The 14,576-nt window shown below is 57.6% G+C and carries 10 protein-coding genes; 7 read left to right on the top strand and 3 right to left on the bottom strand.

The genetic code is table 11. From position 1 onward, the window contains the following. Nucleotides 1–362: 362 nt before the first annotated feature. The 7 genes from BLW11_RS13175 (at nucleotide 363) to BLW11_RS13145 (ending at nucleotide 8,632) form a co-directional block, all read left to right on the top strand. Nucleotides 363–851 (top strand): hypothetical protein, encoded by a 489-nt coding sequence (locus BLW11_RS13175; RefSeq protein WP_048358323.1) that lies wholly within the window; start codon nucleotides 363–365, stop codon nucleotides 849–851. Nucleotides 852–965: 114 nt separating this feature from the next. Next, complete coding sequence (locus BLW11_RS13170; RefSeq protein ID WP_048358324.1) at nucleotides 966–3,500, top strand: TcfC E-set like domain-containing protein; 2,535 nt, start codon at nucleotides 966–968, stop codon at nucleotides 3,498–3,500. A 65-nt stretch (nucleotides 3,501–3,565) separates the two neighbouring features. Beyond that, nucleotides 3,566–4,303 (top strand): pilus assembly protein, encoded by a 738-nt coding sequence (locus tag BLW11_RS13165; protein WP_048358325.1) that lies wholly within the window; start codon nucleotides 3,566–3,568, stop codon nucleotides 4,301–4,303. Further along, the gene (locus tag BLW11_RS13160) at nucleotides 4,303–4,800 is read left to right on the top strand and encodes a CS1 type fimbrial major subunit (RefSeq protein ID WP_048358326.1); all 498 of its coding nucleotides are present in this window, start codon (nucleotides 4,303–4,305) and stop codon (nucleotides 4,798–4,800) included. Before BLW11_RS13165 ends, BLW11_RS13160 begins: the two co-directional genes overlap by 1 nt. A 173-nt stretch (nucleotides 4,801–4,973) precedes the next feature. Then, complete coding sequence (locus tag BLW11_RS13155) at nucleotides 4,974–6,179, top strand: hypothetical protein (RefSeq protein ID WP_048358327.1); 1,206 nt, start codon at nucleotides 4,974–4,976, stop codon at nucleotides 6,177–6,179. Between the two features lie 99 nt (nucleotides 6,180–6,278). Beyond that, nucleotides 6,279–7,451, top strand: coding sequence for an acyl-CoA dehydrogenase family protein (locus BLW11_RS13150; RefSeq protein WP_048358328.1), 1,173 nt, complete (start codon nucleotides 6,279–6,281; stop codon nucleotides 7,449–7,451). Then, nucleotides 7,448–8,632: an acyl-CoA dehydrogenase family protein gene (locus BLW11_RS13145; RefSeq protein WP_048358329.1), complete on the top strand. Its 1,185-nt coding sequence runs from the start codon at nucleotides 7,448–7,450 to the stop codon at nucleotides 8,630–8,632. The genes BLW11_RS13150 and BLW11_RS13145 overlap by 4 nt, the downstream gene beginning before the upstream one ends. Before the next feature lie 90 nt (nucleotides 8,633–8,722). Here the strand turns inward: BLW11_RS13145 and BLW11_RS13140 are convergent, their stop codons facing one another. The 3 genes from BLW11_RS13140 to BLW11_RS13130 all read right to left on the bottom strand — a co-directional run bounded on the left by BLW11_RS13140 (nucleotide 8,723) and on the right by BLW11_RS13130 (nucleotide 14,324). After that, nucleotides 8,723–10,336, bottom strand: a complete 1,614-nt coding sequence (locus BLW11_RS13140) for a DUF1302 domain-containing protein (RefSeq protein ID WP_048358330.1) — start codon at nucleotides 10,334–10,336, stop codon at nucleotides 8,723–8,725. Between the two features lie 99 nt (nucleotides 10,337–10,435). Further along, the gene (locus BLW11_RS13135; protein WP_082136229.1) at nucleotides 10,436–11,818 is read right to left on the bottom strand and encodes a DUF1329 domain-containing protein; all 1,383 of its coding nucleotides are present in this window, start codon (nucleotides 11,816–11,818) and stop codon (nucleotides 10,436–10,438) included. Nucleotides 11,819–11,912: 94 nt separating this feature from the next. Beyond that, nucleotides 11,913–14,324: an efflux RND transporter permease subunit gene (locus BLW11_RS13130; protein WP_074836925.1), complete on the bottom strand. Its 2,412-nt coding sequence runs from the start codon at nucleotides 14,322–14,324 to the stop codon at nucleotides 11,913–11,915. Nucleotides 14,325–14,576: the final 252 nt, after the last annotated feature.

Here is a 14,576-nt window from a genome sequence, read left to right as displayed (position 1 = left end):
AAGCGGTAACAATTGCACACACACAACTCTCTACACACTAAAGAAACTTCAACAATCCAACGCGAGTCACTCTTGGAATTCTGGCTGCCTGCCTGATGATAGACACTTCAGACAAAGACAGCGCATCAGCAATGTAGGAAATTCCCTTCAATACAAAAAGCAAATAACTACAAGCCACATCGCATACAACTACATCCATTACCTCGCTAAAAAGTAAGAATTCATTCGCTTTAAATTTCAATCAGTCAGCACCAAACGACTGAACATTCAACGCATAGACGACAGGAACGTTCAGCGCTCCCCCCGGGGGCCAAGCAACTGGGTCGTCATTAACCAAGCAGCATTTAAATCAGGTAATTGACATGCTTAAATCAATGGCTATTAAGAGCTCGGCCATCATCCTCGCCATCGGTTCTTCCAGTGCTTTGGCTGCCGAGTCCCGCTCTGAGATCAATATCAAAGCTGTAATCCCGGCCAGTACATTCCACGCCCTGCCGTTCAACAATCCAACATTCGGCCAAGATGAAACACTGAACTATAACCAGGCTACCGGCAGGCTGGATCCCCTGACCCAGATGTACAGCCTCAAAAGCGCGACCCAGGCAATCAAAGCCTACATCGTAGGTGGCCCAGCCATACTGTTCAACGGTAATCCTGCTCAAGATATTCCACTCATCACCACCCTCGGAGGCGTAATACTGTCAGACATCTCACAGGAAATAGCCGCTGCTGGTACCCCAACCGCAGCAGGAGTCCAGTCCCTGCTGGAAATCAAGACAGGGACAGTTCCCGCTGACGCCACCGGTACATTCAACTCAAACTTCACCATCATATTTGAAGAAGGCGCCTGATACCCGTCGCTCGATCGCACCATTGATCCAGCACGGCAAGTATAGCGTCCGGTCGGCACCTGCCGACCGGACGCTACTTGACGTTTATATTGCTTGTTCTCGAGTAATTCGAATATGTTTCCGATGACTCCCATCGCGGCGGCGCTAGCCCTCCTGATCGGTACATCTGCCTTTGCAGCGTCACCCACATCGGCAACGAACGGTACTTCGCCGCGCAGTTTACTGGCTCAGGCCAAGGGACTGCCCGCAGACTTTGAAGAACACTTTTTCGATGTTCCTCTGGCCGTACAAATCGAGCGCAACGGACAACTGATAGGTGAGGCAATGATTGTGCTTAGTCGTGATGATCGATTGACACTTGTTGACTTTACCAACTTCGACGGCAGCGCTGTGCCGGTTGCCGAACGCGATACATGGTCGGACTATCTCAAACAGGGCGTTGCATTGGGCAGCTGTACTATCAAGTGCCCCGAACAATTATTGGCCGTGCATTACAACCTCGATAAATCGCTGGTCTCGATGCTGACTGAAAATGCCGAGCATGAAAGCCAGCAGAGCCAGTACTACGAATTACCAGCAAGCGGCAGCCGTGGCCTGATAGTGCGTAACCAACTGAATATCAATGGCGGCCAGGAAGAGAACCCTGGTGGTCGCTTCGGCCTGGAAGCCAGCAGCAGCCTGGGCAACTGGACCCAGGGGCTGAACCTGCAACTGTCGCGCATGGGTGGGCCTGACAATACCAAGCTTTATCACGCGGTGCATGAGGCTTACAGCCAGCGTGAGTTTGAAGGCAACTTTCTGCGCATTGGCTATTTCACCCCCAACTCCTCTGGCCTGACCCGGCAAATCCGCACATTCGGGGCCAGCCCCGATACTGCGCTAGGTGCAATGTATGGCAGCTCCGACAGCCTGGCCATCGACATGCCCAAGCCCAGCATCTACCCCATTTACATCACGGCCAACCGTGAAGGATCTGTAGAGATTCACCGCAATGGCCAGTTGATCAACACCCAACCTGTGCAGGCTGGCTTGCAAAACATTGACACCAGTTCCCTGCCGGGCGGAATTTATGAGGTCGAAGTGCGCCTTATCGAGGACGGCAAGACCACCAGCACCACTACAGAACTTGTCTACAAACCCAACAACTGGCGCAACCACGATCAGCGCTGGCGCTACAACCTGTTCGCCGGGCGTGAGACCCAGTTGCTCAGCAACTGGGATGAACAGCGCAGTGGTGAAATGACCGGCGGTGCCTCGTTCAACTATCTGCTGCATCCCCGCGTGGTCCTTGGGCTGTCCGGGCGCCAGGTCAAAGGCAAAATGCAACTGGGGACCTCCGTCGACTGGACTCTGGCCAACAACGCCAGCGTTTACGCTAACGTCTACCAAACCCAGGACTACGGCACGGGTGCCGACTTTAACGGGCTGTATAACTACGGCCAAGGCAGCCTGGGGTTTAACCACACCCGCAGTTGGCTAGACACTCGCGACACCTACGAAACCCTGCCGGACGGAACACGCTTGCGCAAGCGCGGGAGTTTCGTCGGTCAGGTCAGCAACTCATCAATCTCGCTGAACCATCGCTTGAGCACCAAGAGCAGCTTCAACGCCCGTGCCTCTTATGCACAAGGCAACACCAAGGGCTATGGCGTTGACCTGGGTCTGACGCAAACCACCCATTTGTTCGGCAGTGACGGCAACTGGCGGCTATGGGTATTTGACCGGCCCGCCAGCCAGAGCAGCGGCACCAGGCGCAGCCGTGGCTTCGACCTGAGTATCAGCCTGGCCCTTGGCGGCCCGGGTGAACAATGGTCTGCCAGCCTCGGCTCGCGCACCTCCCGCGACGGTGCCCGGGACAACAATGCCTCGCTGACCTATAGCAAAACCCTGGAAAACCACCTGCTGCAAAGCGTCTCGGCCACGGCAACCACTGATACTTACGGTGTGGGACTGTCCGGGCGGGCAAGCTTCAAGAACCAATCGGTCAATGGCGACGGCTTTGTCCAGCGCTCCTCGTACAACGGCAAATTGTCCGGTGGCCTGAACCTGGACAACACCTTCGCCGTCGGCGGGGGTAAAGCTGCAATGACCAGTGAATACAGCGGCCGGGGCGCAGGCATGATTGTAGATGTGCAGTCCGATCTGGACGGCATCGCACTGCGCGCGGATGACTTGAGCGGCAGCAGCACGGTACTGCGCCCGGGGCGTAACTTTATTCCGCTCACGGCCTACCAGAACAGCTCGGTGAATTTCGACTTCGAGGGCACGGACGTACCGGCCGCCTCCATTCAACCCGCCCGCAGCCGCTACCACCTGAACAAGGGCGGCGTGGACTACCGCACCATCAAAATTGTGCAAACCGTAACCGTGCTCGGCCGCCTGCTCGACCCACAAGGCAACCCACTCAAGGGCCATCACATCATCAACCACGCCAGCCGGGGCATCAGTGAAGTTGACGGGTTCTTTTCGATGGAAATGAATGCCCGCACACCCACCCTTGAAGTTCGCAAGGGCGACCAATTGTTGTGCCAGTTCAGGATTGATGCCAACAACACCAAAAAAGAGAAAGACGTTTTGCAAATCGGTGATTTGCGCTGCCATCCCGACACCTTGGCAGCCTCGAAAAACACAGCGCCTATCGCAGGCTAGTAGTCGCCGTAATCAAACGTACAACTGTTATTCATGACACGCATGCCCAATAGTGAGATTCAAACATGAAACACCTCTGTTCAATCATTGGCCTTTTACTGATTTCGTTCAATGCCGCTGCAGGCCCCAACATTAACCCCGGCAGCATGCATGACTACATGGACAGCGACAAAAGTACCTATTTGAAACGCATCTTCAATGGCGGCAACAGCACCGCGTTTATCCGCATCAGCATCCTGGAGATTATTTACAAGGCAGACGGTACCTCTGAAGAAGTGCCATTGAAAACCCAGGCAGGCAGTGTTCGCGACGGTTTGATGGCAAGCCCGGCGCGTTTGATTGTGCCCGCCAACGGGACTCAGGGCTCACGCTTGTTGTTCATGGGCAACCGCGACCATGAACGCTACTTTCGCGTACGCTTTGTGCCGGTGGTTCCTGAAAAAGAAGACGAGTTTGCCTTGAGCCAGGAACAAACCGAAGGCTACAAAAAGACCCTGTCTGCCGGCGTTAACGTATTGGCCGGTTACGGCACCATTTTTATGGTACGCCCCAAGAACATCCGTGTTGACACACTCATTGATGACAACAAGGGGCTCTACTCCATCAAAAATAAAGGCAATACCGTGGTGCTGGTCGATGATTTCAAGGACTGCGCAACCAAGGAATTGCAAGACTGCAAACCCGTCACGAAAAACCATGTGTTGCCGGGCCGTACATTCAGCTTCACCAAAGAACCCGGACGCCACTATCGCTTTAACCTGATTGAAGCCAATAAACAGAAAATCATTGAGGTAAAAGGCTAATGCGTGAGCCTGCCTGCAAAATCTCGCACCTGGCTATCGCGGCAAGCCTGGCACTCTGGATGCAGGCAGGGTTTGCAGCCCGTGAAGAGCAAATATTCGAAGTCACTGTGAGCATCCCGACGGCGGACTTTTACGTGCTGCCCGTCGACTCCAGGTTTCTGGAGCACGAGCAGATAATGAGCTGGGATTCAAGCCGCGAAACGCTTAAGCCGTTGCGCGCATTATTCGACGTGCGCAACGTCAGCGGTGGCATCACGGCGCGTCTGGGTCATGAGCCTCAAATATTCAATGGGGAGGACTTGATCGGCCTGAGTGTCAAGTTCAATAACCAATTGCTCACGCTGACTGACACCGTAGTGGTGCCCGAGAGTGAAGCAAAACCCGGTGCAAGGGTCCCGTTGGCAATCGAAGTCATCAAGCCGCAAGGCGGTTTCCGACCGGGGGAGTATTACGGCAGTATGATCATTATTTTTGAGGCGCAGACGCCCTCAGGTTGAGAGCAAACTTGTAAATAAAATTCACTGCAGAGTGAATCTGCTCACTCAGGCTCAGGCAACCAGTGCATGTAAACCGGTGCTCAGAGTCGACACAACGGTATTCACATGAAACACACACTGAAGTTTATAAATAAAACTTTTTTTATTGTACGAACTTAGTAGCTGCCACCGTCATGACTCTCGCCAGCATGGCCATAGCACAAGGTGCCGAACTTAACATCCAGGCGGAATTTAAGCCTGACCCATCAAACCCCTTCTTTAATAAATTCGAAAACAAGACAGAACCTACCGGATATTGCTTTTTCTACCCTAGTAAGTGCCAAGCTAACAACATGTTCAGTTTACGCACACCCATTGCCTTTAACTCAAAACACCCCATCGTAGCCAAGCATACTGACCCGCGCCAAGGCGCAATATTTTACATCCCTACCGAATGGCGAGATTTTATGGTTACCCATAGCCAGACAGGTGCGCAAGAAACCGTTCGAGTTCGAATTGTTGGATTCGGTTCGCAGTACCGAGTCGCTCCGGACGACATCAGGTTACTTGTAAATGACGGCCTTCCCGGCATAGACATAGGCCCGGCACATAGAATGATGTGGGGAGTATCATGGAACACACCACCTGGAAATTGCTCAGGCTACAGCGATACTGTGTCGTACAACCATATTGACTTTACGTTCTTCTGGACAACACCTTCTCAGGCACCTTGTCAAAAGCAGGCACAATTCAAAATCCCTAGATTTCGCTACAACTATCTGGACTTTGCCTATGAACTACAAACGCCCAACCCACTGAAAATGTCAACGGGCAGTTACTTCGGAAACATCACTTATACGCTCGGCCCAAACGAGGATTTTGATATGGGCGATGTCATGATCCCGACAGACTCTCTTTTATCGTTGAATTTCACCCTGAATGTACAACACACCCTTAAAGTCGCTATCCCACCCGGTGGTAACAAAGTCGAATTGACCCCCAAAGGCGGTTGGCAGCAATGGCTGCAAAAGGGCCGTGTACCCGAAAAAATATACCGAGACCAAACCGTTCTGATTTCCGCCAGTTCACGCTTCAAGATGCAACTGAGTTGTGAGCAGATGATGGGCGATACCTGTGCAATCAGTAACGGCAGCCATGAAGTACCGGTAGATGTACTGGTCAGTATGCCCAATGGTATCGCCAATGACGGTGATTCTTCCGCTGTTTCCCGCAAGCCGCTGAGTGTTACTACAGCCCAGGTCTTCAAATCCACGTTTTATGTGGATAACAGAGCCTCTTCGTTGCACTTCGAAATCCAGAAAAGACATGTAGAAGAAATGCTCTCCGAGCAAGGCAATTACAAAGGCAATATCACGGTAATCTGGGATTCCGACCTCTGATGCAGAGCCCTCAAACGGACTAGTCCGGCTCAGGGATTGCACCCGTGCTGGACGCTTTCATGCTGGCGCCTTGATCCGTATTTCTACGACGAGGCCCATATGGAGCTTGCCCTGACTGACGAGCAGCGAATGATTCAAACCGCTGCCGAACGCTTTTTGACCCAGGTTGCCAGCTCCAGCGCCGTGCGCACGGCGATGACCAGCGAACGCGGGTATGACGCCGATACCTGGGCGCAAATGGCTCAAGAACTGTACTGGCCCGCACTGGCGATTCCCGAAGCCTATGGCGGGCTCGGGTCGGGCTTTGTCGAAGTCTGCCTGTTACAGGAGCAATTGGGCCGCCGCCTGCTGCCTACACCTTTTTTTGCCACCTGCTGCCTGGCTACCCCTGCCCTGTTGCTCAGCCGCAATGAAGCACTCAAGCAACGCTGGCTGCCCTTGATTGCCGCAGGCGAAGTTCGCGCCAGCGTGGCCTTTACCAGTGCCCCGCGCTGGGACGACAGCGGCGTGCAGGTCTATGCGCAGAGTTACGCCGGGGGCTATCGCCTCAACGGCGAGTATCGCTATGTGATCGACGGCGCTGACTGCGACCTGCTGATCATTGCCACACGCACCCCGGGCAGCGTCGGTGAAGCCGGTATCCGCCTGTTTGCACTGCCAGCCGACACACCTGGCCTGCAGCGCCAGTTGCAACCGACACTGGATCAGACCCGCCGCCTGGCCACCATCACGCTGCATGACGTTGCCGTCTGCGACGAACAGTTGCTCAGCGAGCCCGGACAGGGCTGGCCCATGCTGCGCGATGTGCTGCAGATCGCTTGCGTAGGCCTGGCCAGCGAGCAGACTGGCGGCGCTCAACAGTCGCTGGACATCACCTTGGGCTACATCAACGGCCGTGAGCAGTTTGGTCGGCGCATTGCCAGTTTTCAGGCCATCAAGCACCGTTGCGCCGACCTGATGCTCGCCATCGAATGCGCCCGCTCGGCCAGTTACTACGCCGCCTGTATTGCCGCCGAGTGCCTGAATATCGATGGAGACCCAAGCATTCGCCAGCAACTGGGGGAAGCCGCGGCCACCGCGAAGATTTTTGCCAGTGAAGGTTTTTTTCAGTGTGCCGCCGAGTCCATCCAGTTGCATGGTGGCGTGGGCTTTACCTGGGAATACGACCCGCATTTGTATTTCAAACGGGCACGGGCCAGCGAGCAAATGCTCGGCACCCCGGCGTTTCATCGCGAGCAACTGGCCCGGCAGATTTTCGGAGAGCGCACATGAATATCGGTTTTAGCGCGGCAGATGAGCAGTTTCGCCAGCAGGTGACGCAATGGATGCACCTGCACTTGAGCGGTGACTTTGCAGCCTTGCGCTTTCGCGGTGGCCCGGGGGATGAGGCGTTTGCTCCCGAGTTGCGCAAGCGCTGGGAACAGGTGTTGGCCCAAGGCCGCTGGGTGGGTGCAGGTTGGGCCACCGAGCATGGCGGTCGTGGCTTGAGCATCAACCAGCAAGTGATCTTTTTCGAAGAGTATGCCCGGGCGGGCGGCCCGGGGCGCATGGGCCATATTGGCGAAGGGCTGGTCGGGCCGACAATTGCGGCCTTTGGCACCCGCGAACAGCAGCAACGCTTTTTGCCGCCGATTCTTGCGGGCCGGCACTTTTGGTGCCAGGGCTACTCCGAGCCGGGTGCAGGGTCGGACCTGGCCAATATCAAGACCCGCGCCAGCTTCGATGAAGACAGCGGGCAATGGTTGATCAGCGGGCAAAAGGTCTGGACCTCGCTGGCCCACGAGTCGGACTGGTGCTTTGTGCTGGCGCGTACCGAACCGGGCAGTGTGGGCCATCGCGGCCTGTCGTTCTTGTTGGTCGAAATGGACCAGCCGGGCATCCGGGTGCAGCCGATCCGGCAACTGACCGGCACCAGTGAGTTCAACGAAGTGTTTTTTGATCAGGCGCAGGCGTCGCCAGACAACCTGATCGGTCAACCGGGCGATGGCTGGAAAATCGCCATGGCGCTGCTGGGGTTTGAACGCGGGGTGTCGACCCTGGGTCAGCAGATGCAGTTTCAGAATGAACTGGACGAAGTGGTGCGTATCGCCAAGGCCAATGGCGCGGCACAAGACCCGGTGCTGCGCCAGCGCATCGCCCAGGCCTGGAGCGGCTTGCGGGTGTTGCGCTACAACTCGCTGCGCATGTTGTCCGGGGTACAGGATGGCAGCCTGCGGCCTGAGGCGACTATCTACAAACTGGCTTGGTCGACCTGGCATGTGGAGCTGGGCAAGCTGGCGATGGATGTGCTGGGGCCAGAGGCCGAATTGCTGGCCGGGGCGCCCTATGAACTGACCCGGTTGCAGGCGCTGTTTCTGTTTACCCGGGCGGATACCCTTTATGGCGGCAGCAATGAGATTCAGCGCAATATCATTGCCGAGCGAGCGTTGGGGATGCCGCGGGAGGCGCGGTAAGACCGCATTGAGTAAAAAAACCTCACCCCAACCCCCTCCCGGAGGTAGGGGGTTGGGGTGAGGGCTGGTCCTGCCGCCCTCCCCTCACCTTCAGAACGTGTACTTGCCGTTAAACGACAGGTAGTCCCTGTCCGCCATGGTCCGCCCCTGGGCGATATCTGCCGAGCTCAGGTACGCCACATAGGTCAGCCCCAACTGAAAGTTGCCCAGGTATTTGAAGTCTCCGCCCAGGGTCAGGCGCTTTTCCGCACGACCCAATCCCGAGTAAGCACTGCCGTCGATGTTCTGGGTCCAGGTGGCCTTGGTGGTCAGGTCCCAACCATTGAACACGTTCGGATGATCGAAGTACGCGCCCAACCCCAGCAGGCTCGATCCCCGGGTCTGGCCGTCGTACACGAATTTGTTGAAGGTCCCGTCAGTTCCCGCACCGCCACCGGTGATGGTCAGGTCATCCACACCCTGAATGCGCTGGTGCACCACTTCGGTCATCAAGGTGGTTTGTTGCGCCAAAAACGATGGCCCCAGGATGTACACCGCGTTCAGGTTGCCTTGCCACACCTGGCCACGGGCCGGGGCGCCATTGCTCAGGTACACCGCCGCACCGTCGCGGTAGCTCAGGTCGCCGGCAAACTGCACGGAATCCCCCACTTTGGTGGTGAAGCTCATGCCAGTCAGTTTGATGTTGTCAAAGTAGCCCAGCTGGTAACTCGGTCCGTTGCCATTACCGCCCACCTTGTTCAGCGAGGAGTAGTGGGTCTGGCCGGTAAAGTCGAAAAACAGCGCCGGCACTCGGTCGTGGTAACGGTAGTGGAACAGGCCGATTTCGGTGTTTTGCGTCACCCGGTAACGGGTGCCAAGGCCCCACTCGCCACTGTTGCCCGGTTTGACCGAACCGCCATACCCCACAGCGGACGCATCCGGCAGGTTGTCGACAATGCCCGGGGCCAAACGAAAGAACTCGGCGCCCGGGCCAAACGTGTCGCTGCCAAAGTAGTCGCCCACCGGGTTGAGTTGTGTCTCTTCCCACTTGTATTGGTAGAAGCCAAGCAAGGCCAGGTCTTCATTCACCGACCACGAGCCCGAAACCTGCCCCACCGGCAGGTAGGCATCCTTGGCTTCTGTGCCCGGCACGTTGAATTTGGTCGCGTCCACCGGTGCCTGGCCCTGGCTGATGTTGGGCCAGAACAGGCTCTCGCCCCAGGCCACCAGATGCCGCCCTGCCTTGAGGGACACATACTGATCGTCGTTGACGGTGAAGTCGCCGTACACGTAGGCGTCCAGCAGGCGCGCCTTGCTGCCGCTGAGTTTGCGTGTGTCCTGGCTGAAGTCGTTGTAGCGACCTGTCTTGTTGACCGTGTCCGGTGAGTCGTTGTCGTTGCGCTGGTGGTAGACCTCGTCATAGAAGTGACTGCCGCGCATCACCGCGCCGAGGTTGTCGTGCTTGAGCATCAACTCGCCAAACACACTGACCCGGTTGTTGATCAACGAACCGCGCTTGAAGTTGCGTGTGGCATCGTCGTAGTTGATGTTGTTGAGATATTCGTGATCCGGCTTTTCAGTTCGCATCGAGGCGGTGTAGTTCACGGTCAGCGACGAATCCAGGGTGGTGTTTTCTCCCAGTTCGAGGGTCGGCGCCCCCAGCGCCAGAGTGCTCAGCCCCGACAGCAAACCGGTGCCCACAAAACGTGTGTAGTGCTTGAACATGCCTTGCTCCTTTTTATTGTTTTTTTGTTTCGCCCAGCCCTCTGCGCACAGGCAGGGCCTGTGGCAGTGGGCGTTGGGCAAAGTCAGGGAGTTACAGGGTTACTTGCCGGCCCGGCGTGCCGCTTCGGGGCCAAAATCCCCCGGAGCAAAACCGCCCTTGTTCAGGACATAGCCGTTGCGCTGCTCGTTGATCAGGTTGAAAGCCAGGTAGCTGCCGGCATTCAGGTCGTGATACAGGCCAACACCGGCCTGCCAGGTCTGGGTTTCCGGGGCGTAGAAGTAGTTGACCATCGAGGTGCGCCACAGCTCGCCACGGTTGTCGTAGTTGTCGCCCATGATCGGGAACCAGCTGTCTTCGTCGATGTACATCGTGCGCTTGCCATACAGGTGGCGGTTGCCGGGTTTGAGTACGCCTTCAAGCACCCACACGCGGTGCAGCTCGTAACGCATGTTGTCCGGGTTGATATGGCCGGGGGTCAGCAGGTTGGCGTATTTCAGGTCGTTGCCGTGCAGGCGCGCGGTGTTGTAGGGGATATACAGCTCTTTTTTACCCACGATGTTCCAGTTGTAGCGCTGGGCAGAGCCGTTAAAGATCCGGACTTCGTCGACGGTGATCGAACCGCCCGAGCCCGGGAATGCCATGTCAAAACCATAACCCGGGGACTGGCGCACGCGGCGAGTGCCCGGGTCGTAGCGCCAGCTCTGACGCGGCTCGGTCTTGTCGTTCCAGTACTCGGTACCAGTGTTGATTTCGCCCTTGTCACGCTGCGGCAGCAGGGTTTCGTTGAGGTAGAACGAGGAGTTGCCGGTGGTGTCGCCAATCTTGCCCGGCTCCAGCCCCGGCGCCATATTGCGTGAGTGCACGCGGCCCCAGTTGATATTGCCGTCCTTGAGCACATAGGCGTTGTCGGAGGTGTACTCCTCGGTCCAGGCCCGCACGGTAAACAGCGAGGCGTTTTTCAGCAGTTCAATGCCGTTTTGCGGGATCGGGAATGCCACACCGCCGGTGCGTGCGACCACGCCTTCGCCGTCGTCAACCAGCTTGGCGACCGATGCGTTTTCAAGGGTGGCCTTGCACACCGTGTCAGAGAAGCGGAAGTCGCGGTGCGACGTGTAAATCGGCATGCGGAAGCTTTGCGGGTAGAGCTTGAACAGGGCTTTTTGCCCCTCGGACAGATGCGCGGCGTACTGGTCGAGATTTTGCGCAGTGATCACAAACAACGGCTTTTCGCTCGGGTAAGGATCAATCGGGTGTTTGCCGGTACCCTCGAATTTCATCCCCGGCGCCGCGCCCAGCCATTGCCCGCCAAACGCCGGGATGGTGCCTTCGGCATTGCCTGCCCTTTGTGCCCCGACGCAGGTCAGGTCCTTGCCCAGCCGGGCGATCTGGTCGGCGGGAGCCTGGGCGGATACCAGCCCGCTGTAACCGTTCAAAACGAGGGCAACTGACAGCCAGCCGCCCATCTGTGTGATACGTCGCATGAGGGGAGTTCTCCTTCTTATTGTATGAATGCAAAACCTCGTAGCAGCTGTCGAAGGCTGCGTTGGAGCGCGAAGCGGTCCTGATCGGGGCCACTCAATCTGTCTGAACAGTTGCATCAAGGGGTTTACGACCGCTTCGCGGCCGGACACAGCCTTCGGCAGCTGCCATAGGGGATCTGTCCGCCACCAACGGTTTGCCCAGGTTGAACCAGGCGGCCAGGGCCGGCAGCAGGAAGATCGCGCCCAGCACGTTGACCATAAACATGAAGGCCAGCAGCAGGCCCATGTCGGCCTGGAACTTGAGGGGCGCAAACACCCAGGTACACACCCCCAGCGACATGGTGAGCGCGGTAAAGACCGCCGCCGTACCGCGCTGGCACATGGCGCGGTAAAAGGCTTCGCGCAGGTCTTGCCCCGCAGCCATTTCATGCTCGATGCGCTCGTACAGGTAGATGCCGTAATCCACCCCCACCCCGACACCCAGCGCCATCACCGGCAGGGTCGCGACTTTGAGGCCAATGCCCAGCAGCGCCATGAGCGCATTGCACAGCACCGCGACTATCGCCAGCGGCACCAGAATGCACAGCACCGCACGCACTGAGCGGAAGGTCAGCAGGCAGAACAGCGCGACCGAGATAAACAGCGCCGCGAGCATCACCACCTCGGCGTGCTTGACCGCTTCGTTGGACGCGGCCATGACGCCGATATTGCCGCCCGCCAGTTTGAACTCCACCCCCGGCACCTCAATCCCGGCAATGATGCGTTTGGCCTCGTCCACTACATGGGCCACGGTGGCACCTTCGTGATCGGTCAGGAACACGAGGATCTGCATCTGCTGGCAACCATCAGTCACCAGCCCCGAATCCGGCGAATAGGCGTAGGCGCCCTGCTGCAAACCCTGGGCAGATCCGGGGATGGCCGCCCACCGCGGGTTGCCTTCGTTGTTGCCGGCGATCACTTGCTTGCTCATGCCCGCCACGCTTTGCACCGACTGCACGCCGGGCACTTCGCGCATCTTGAAGTCGAAGGTTTCCACCGCACGCATCACGGCCGGGTCGAGGCAGGCCTCACTGCGGTCGCGAATCGTCAGGAACACCGACAGCACATCGAGACCGATGGAGTAGTTGCCGATAATCTTCTGGTTGTCCTGGTTGTAGCGCGAGTCGGCGCGCAGTTCCGGGGCGCCGGAGCCAATGTCGCCGATCGCCAGCTCACGGGCCTTGATCGCCCCCACCGCCAATAGCACCAGGCTGAAGGCGAACACCCAGAGGGCCGGCCCCGGCGTGGCGAGCGCGGACAGGCGCCACCACAGCGGATGGCGGGCGTCGCCGGTACGCGCCTTGACCGTCATCAGCCGTGGCTCAAGTTGCAGGTGGGCGATGATCAGCGGCAGCATGATTTTATTGGTGATGATCATCAACATGACGCCAATGCAGGCCGTGACCCCCAGCTCGTGAACGATGGGGATATCGATCAGCATGATCACCCCGAACCCCAGGGCGTTCATCAGCAGCGCCAGGGCGCCGGGGATGAAAATCTTGCTGAACGCCGCCTTGGCGGCACTGACCGAATCACTGCCGGCCAGCACTTCCTGCTTCCAGGCATTGGTCATTTGCACGGCGTGGGATACGCCAATGGAGAAAATCAGGAACGGCACCAGAATCGACATCGGGTCGATCCCCAGGCCCAACAACGGCAACAGGCCCAGTAGCCAGACCACCGGCAGCAAGGCGACAAACAGCGCCACCAGGGTCAGGCGCAACGAGCGTGAATACACCCACAGCAAGGCACCGGTGATCAGGAACGCAATGGCGAAAAAGCCCATTACCGTGTTCAGCCCCTCCACCACATCGCCCACCAGTTTGGCGAAACCGACGATGTTGATTTCGATGTTGGCGTTGCTGTATTTGGTGCGGATATCTTCCAGGCGCTGGGCGATTTGCACATAGCTCACCGGCTGCCCTGTCTTGGGGTCCACGTCCTGTAGATCGGCGCGCACCATGGCCGACTTCAAGTCGTTGGCCAGCAAGCGGCCGATCTGCCCGGAGCGTGCGGCATTGCTGCGCACTTGCTGTAAATCTTCGGGGGTGGCGGCGTATTGCGGCGGCACCACCAGATCACCGACATACCCGTCTTCGGTGATTTCGATGTAGCGCACATTGGGGGTAAACAGCGAGGTCACACTGGGGCGGCTGACCCCGGAGATAAAGAACACGTCATCCGTGACCTGTTGCAGGGTCTGGAGGAACTCGGGGTTGTAGATATCGCCCTCGCCCTTCCAGTGCACGCTCACCAGCAGGCGATTGGCACCGGTGAAAATACGGCTAAAATCCAGAAAGTTGAGCATGTAGGCATGGCGCACCGGGATTTGCTTGTTGAACCCGGGGTCCAACCGTACCTGGGTGGCGCTATAGCCCAGGGCCAGGGTGACCAGCAAAAAGAAGCCGAGCAGGAGTTTGCGCCGGGCCATCAATTGCTCGGCACAGCGGTTGACGAAGCGCTGCATGGGGGTGAGTTCAGGTGCGTTGGTCATTACGACCTCGCACAGCAACTGTAAAGACGATAACGCCCATGCTGTCGATCCCTCGCACACTTGTTGTAAGTGATCGCGATAATCAAACGCCCCCGACCCCTGAACATCGTCCATTGGGGTTAGGCTGTTTGAGGGATAGACACCTATTGAGCCTGTAGTCGCTGCCGACGCATCAGGCTGCGATCAGGGCCGAAGGGCCTTCAGGAGATCGGGGCCGCCATGCGG

The organism is Pseudomonas deceptionensis, from assembly GCF_900106095.1.
Taxonomy (GTDB): Bacteria; Pseudomonadota; Gammaproteobacteria; order Pseudomonadales; family Pseudomonadaceae; genus Aquipseudomonas; species Aquipseudomonas deceptionensis.
Note: the sequence above shows the minus strand (reverse complement) of the source record. Positions and strands in the feature narration are given on the sequence as shown.

What these genes read in the sequence shown, in the direction of transcription:
- BLW11_RS13175 (WP_048358323.1), top strand. Translation starts at nt 363, where the DNA reads ATGCTTAAATCAATGGCTATTAAGAGCTCGGCCATCATCCTCGCCATC.
- BLW11_RS13170 (WP_048358324.1), top strand. Translation starts at nt 966, where the DNA reads ATGTTTCCGATGACTCCCATCGCGGCGGCGCTAGCCCTCCTGATCGGT.
- BLW11_RS13165 (WP_048358325.1), top strand. Translation starts at nt 3,566, where the DNA reads ATGAAACACCTCTGTTCAATCATTGGCCTTTTACTGATTTCGTTCAAT.
- BLW11_RS13160 (WP_048358326.1), top strand. Translation starts at nt 4,303, where the DNA reads ATGCGTGAGCCTGCCTGCAAAATCTCGCACCTGGCTATCGCGGCAAGC.
- BLW11_RS13155 (WP_048358327.1), top strand. Translation starts at nt 4,974, where the DNA reads ATGACTCTCGCCAGCATGGCCATAGCACAAGGTGCCGAACTTAACATC.
- BLW11_RS13150 (WP_048358328.1), top strand. Translation starts at nt 6,279, where the DNA reads ATGGAGCTTGCCCTGACTGACGAGCAGCGAATGATTCAAACCGCTGCC.
- BLW11_RS13145 (WP_048358329.1), top strand. Translation starts at nt 7,448, where the DNA reads ATGAATATCGGTTTTAGCGCGGCAGATGAGCAGTTTCGCCAGCAGGTG.
- BLW11_RS13140 (WP_048358330.1), bottom strand. Translation starts at nt 10,336, where the DNA reads ATGTTCAAGCACTACACACGTTTTGTGGGCACCGGTTTGCTGTCGGGG.
- BLW11_RS13135 (WP_082136229.1), bottom strand. Translation starts at nt 11,818, where the DNA reads ATGCGACGTATCACACAGATGGGCGGCTGGCTGTCAGTTGCCCTCGTT.
- BLW11_RS13130 (WP_074836925.1), bottom strand. Translation starts at nt 14,324, where the DNA reads ATGCAGCGCTTCGTCAACCGCTGTGCCGAGCAATTGATGGCCCGGCGC.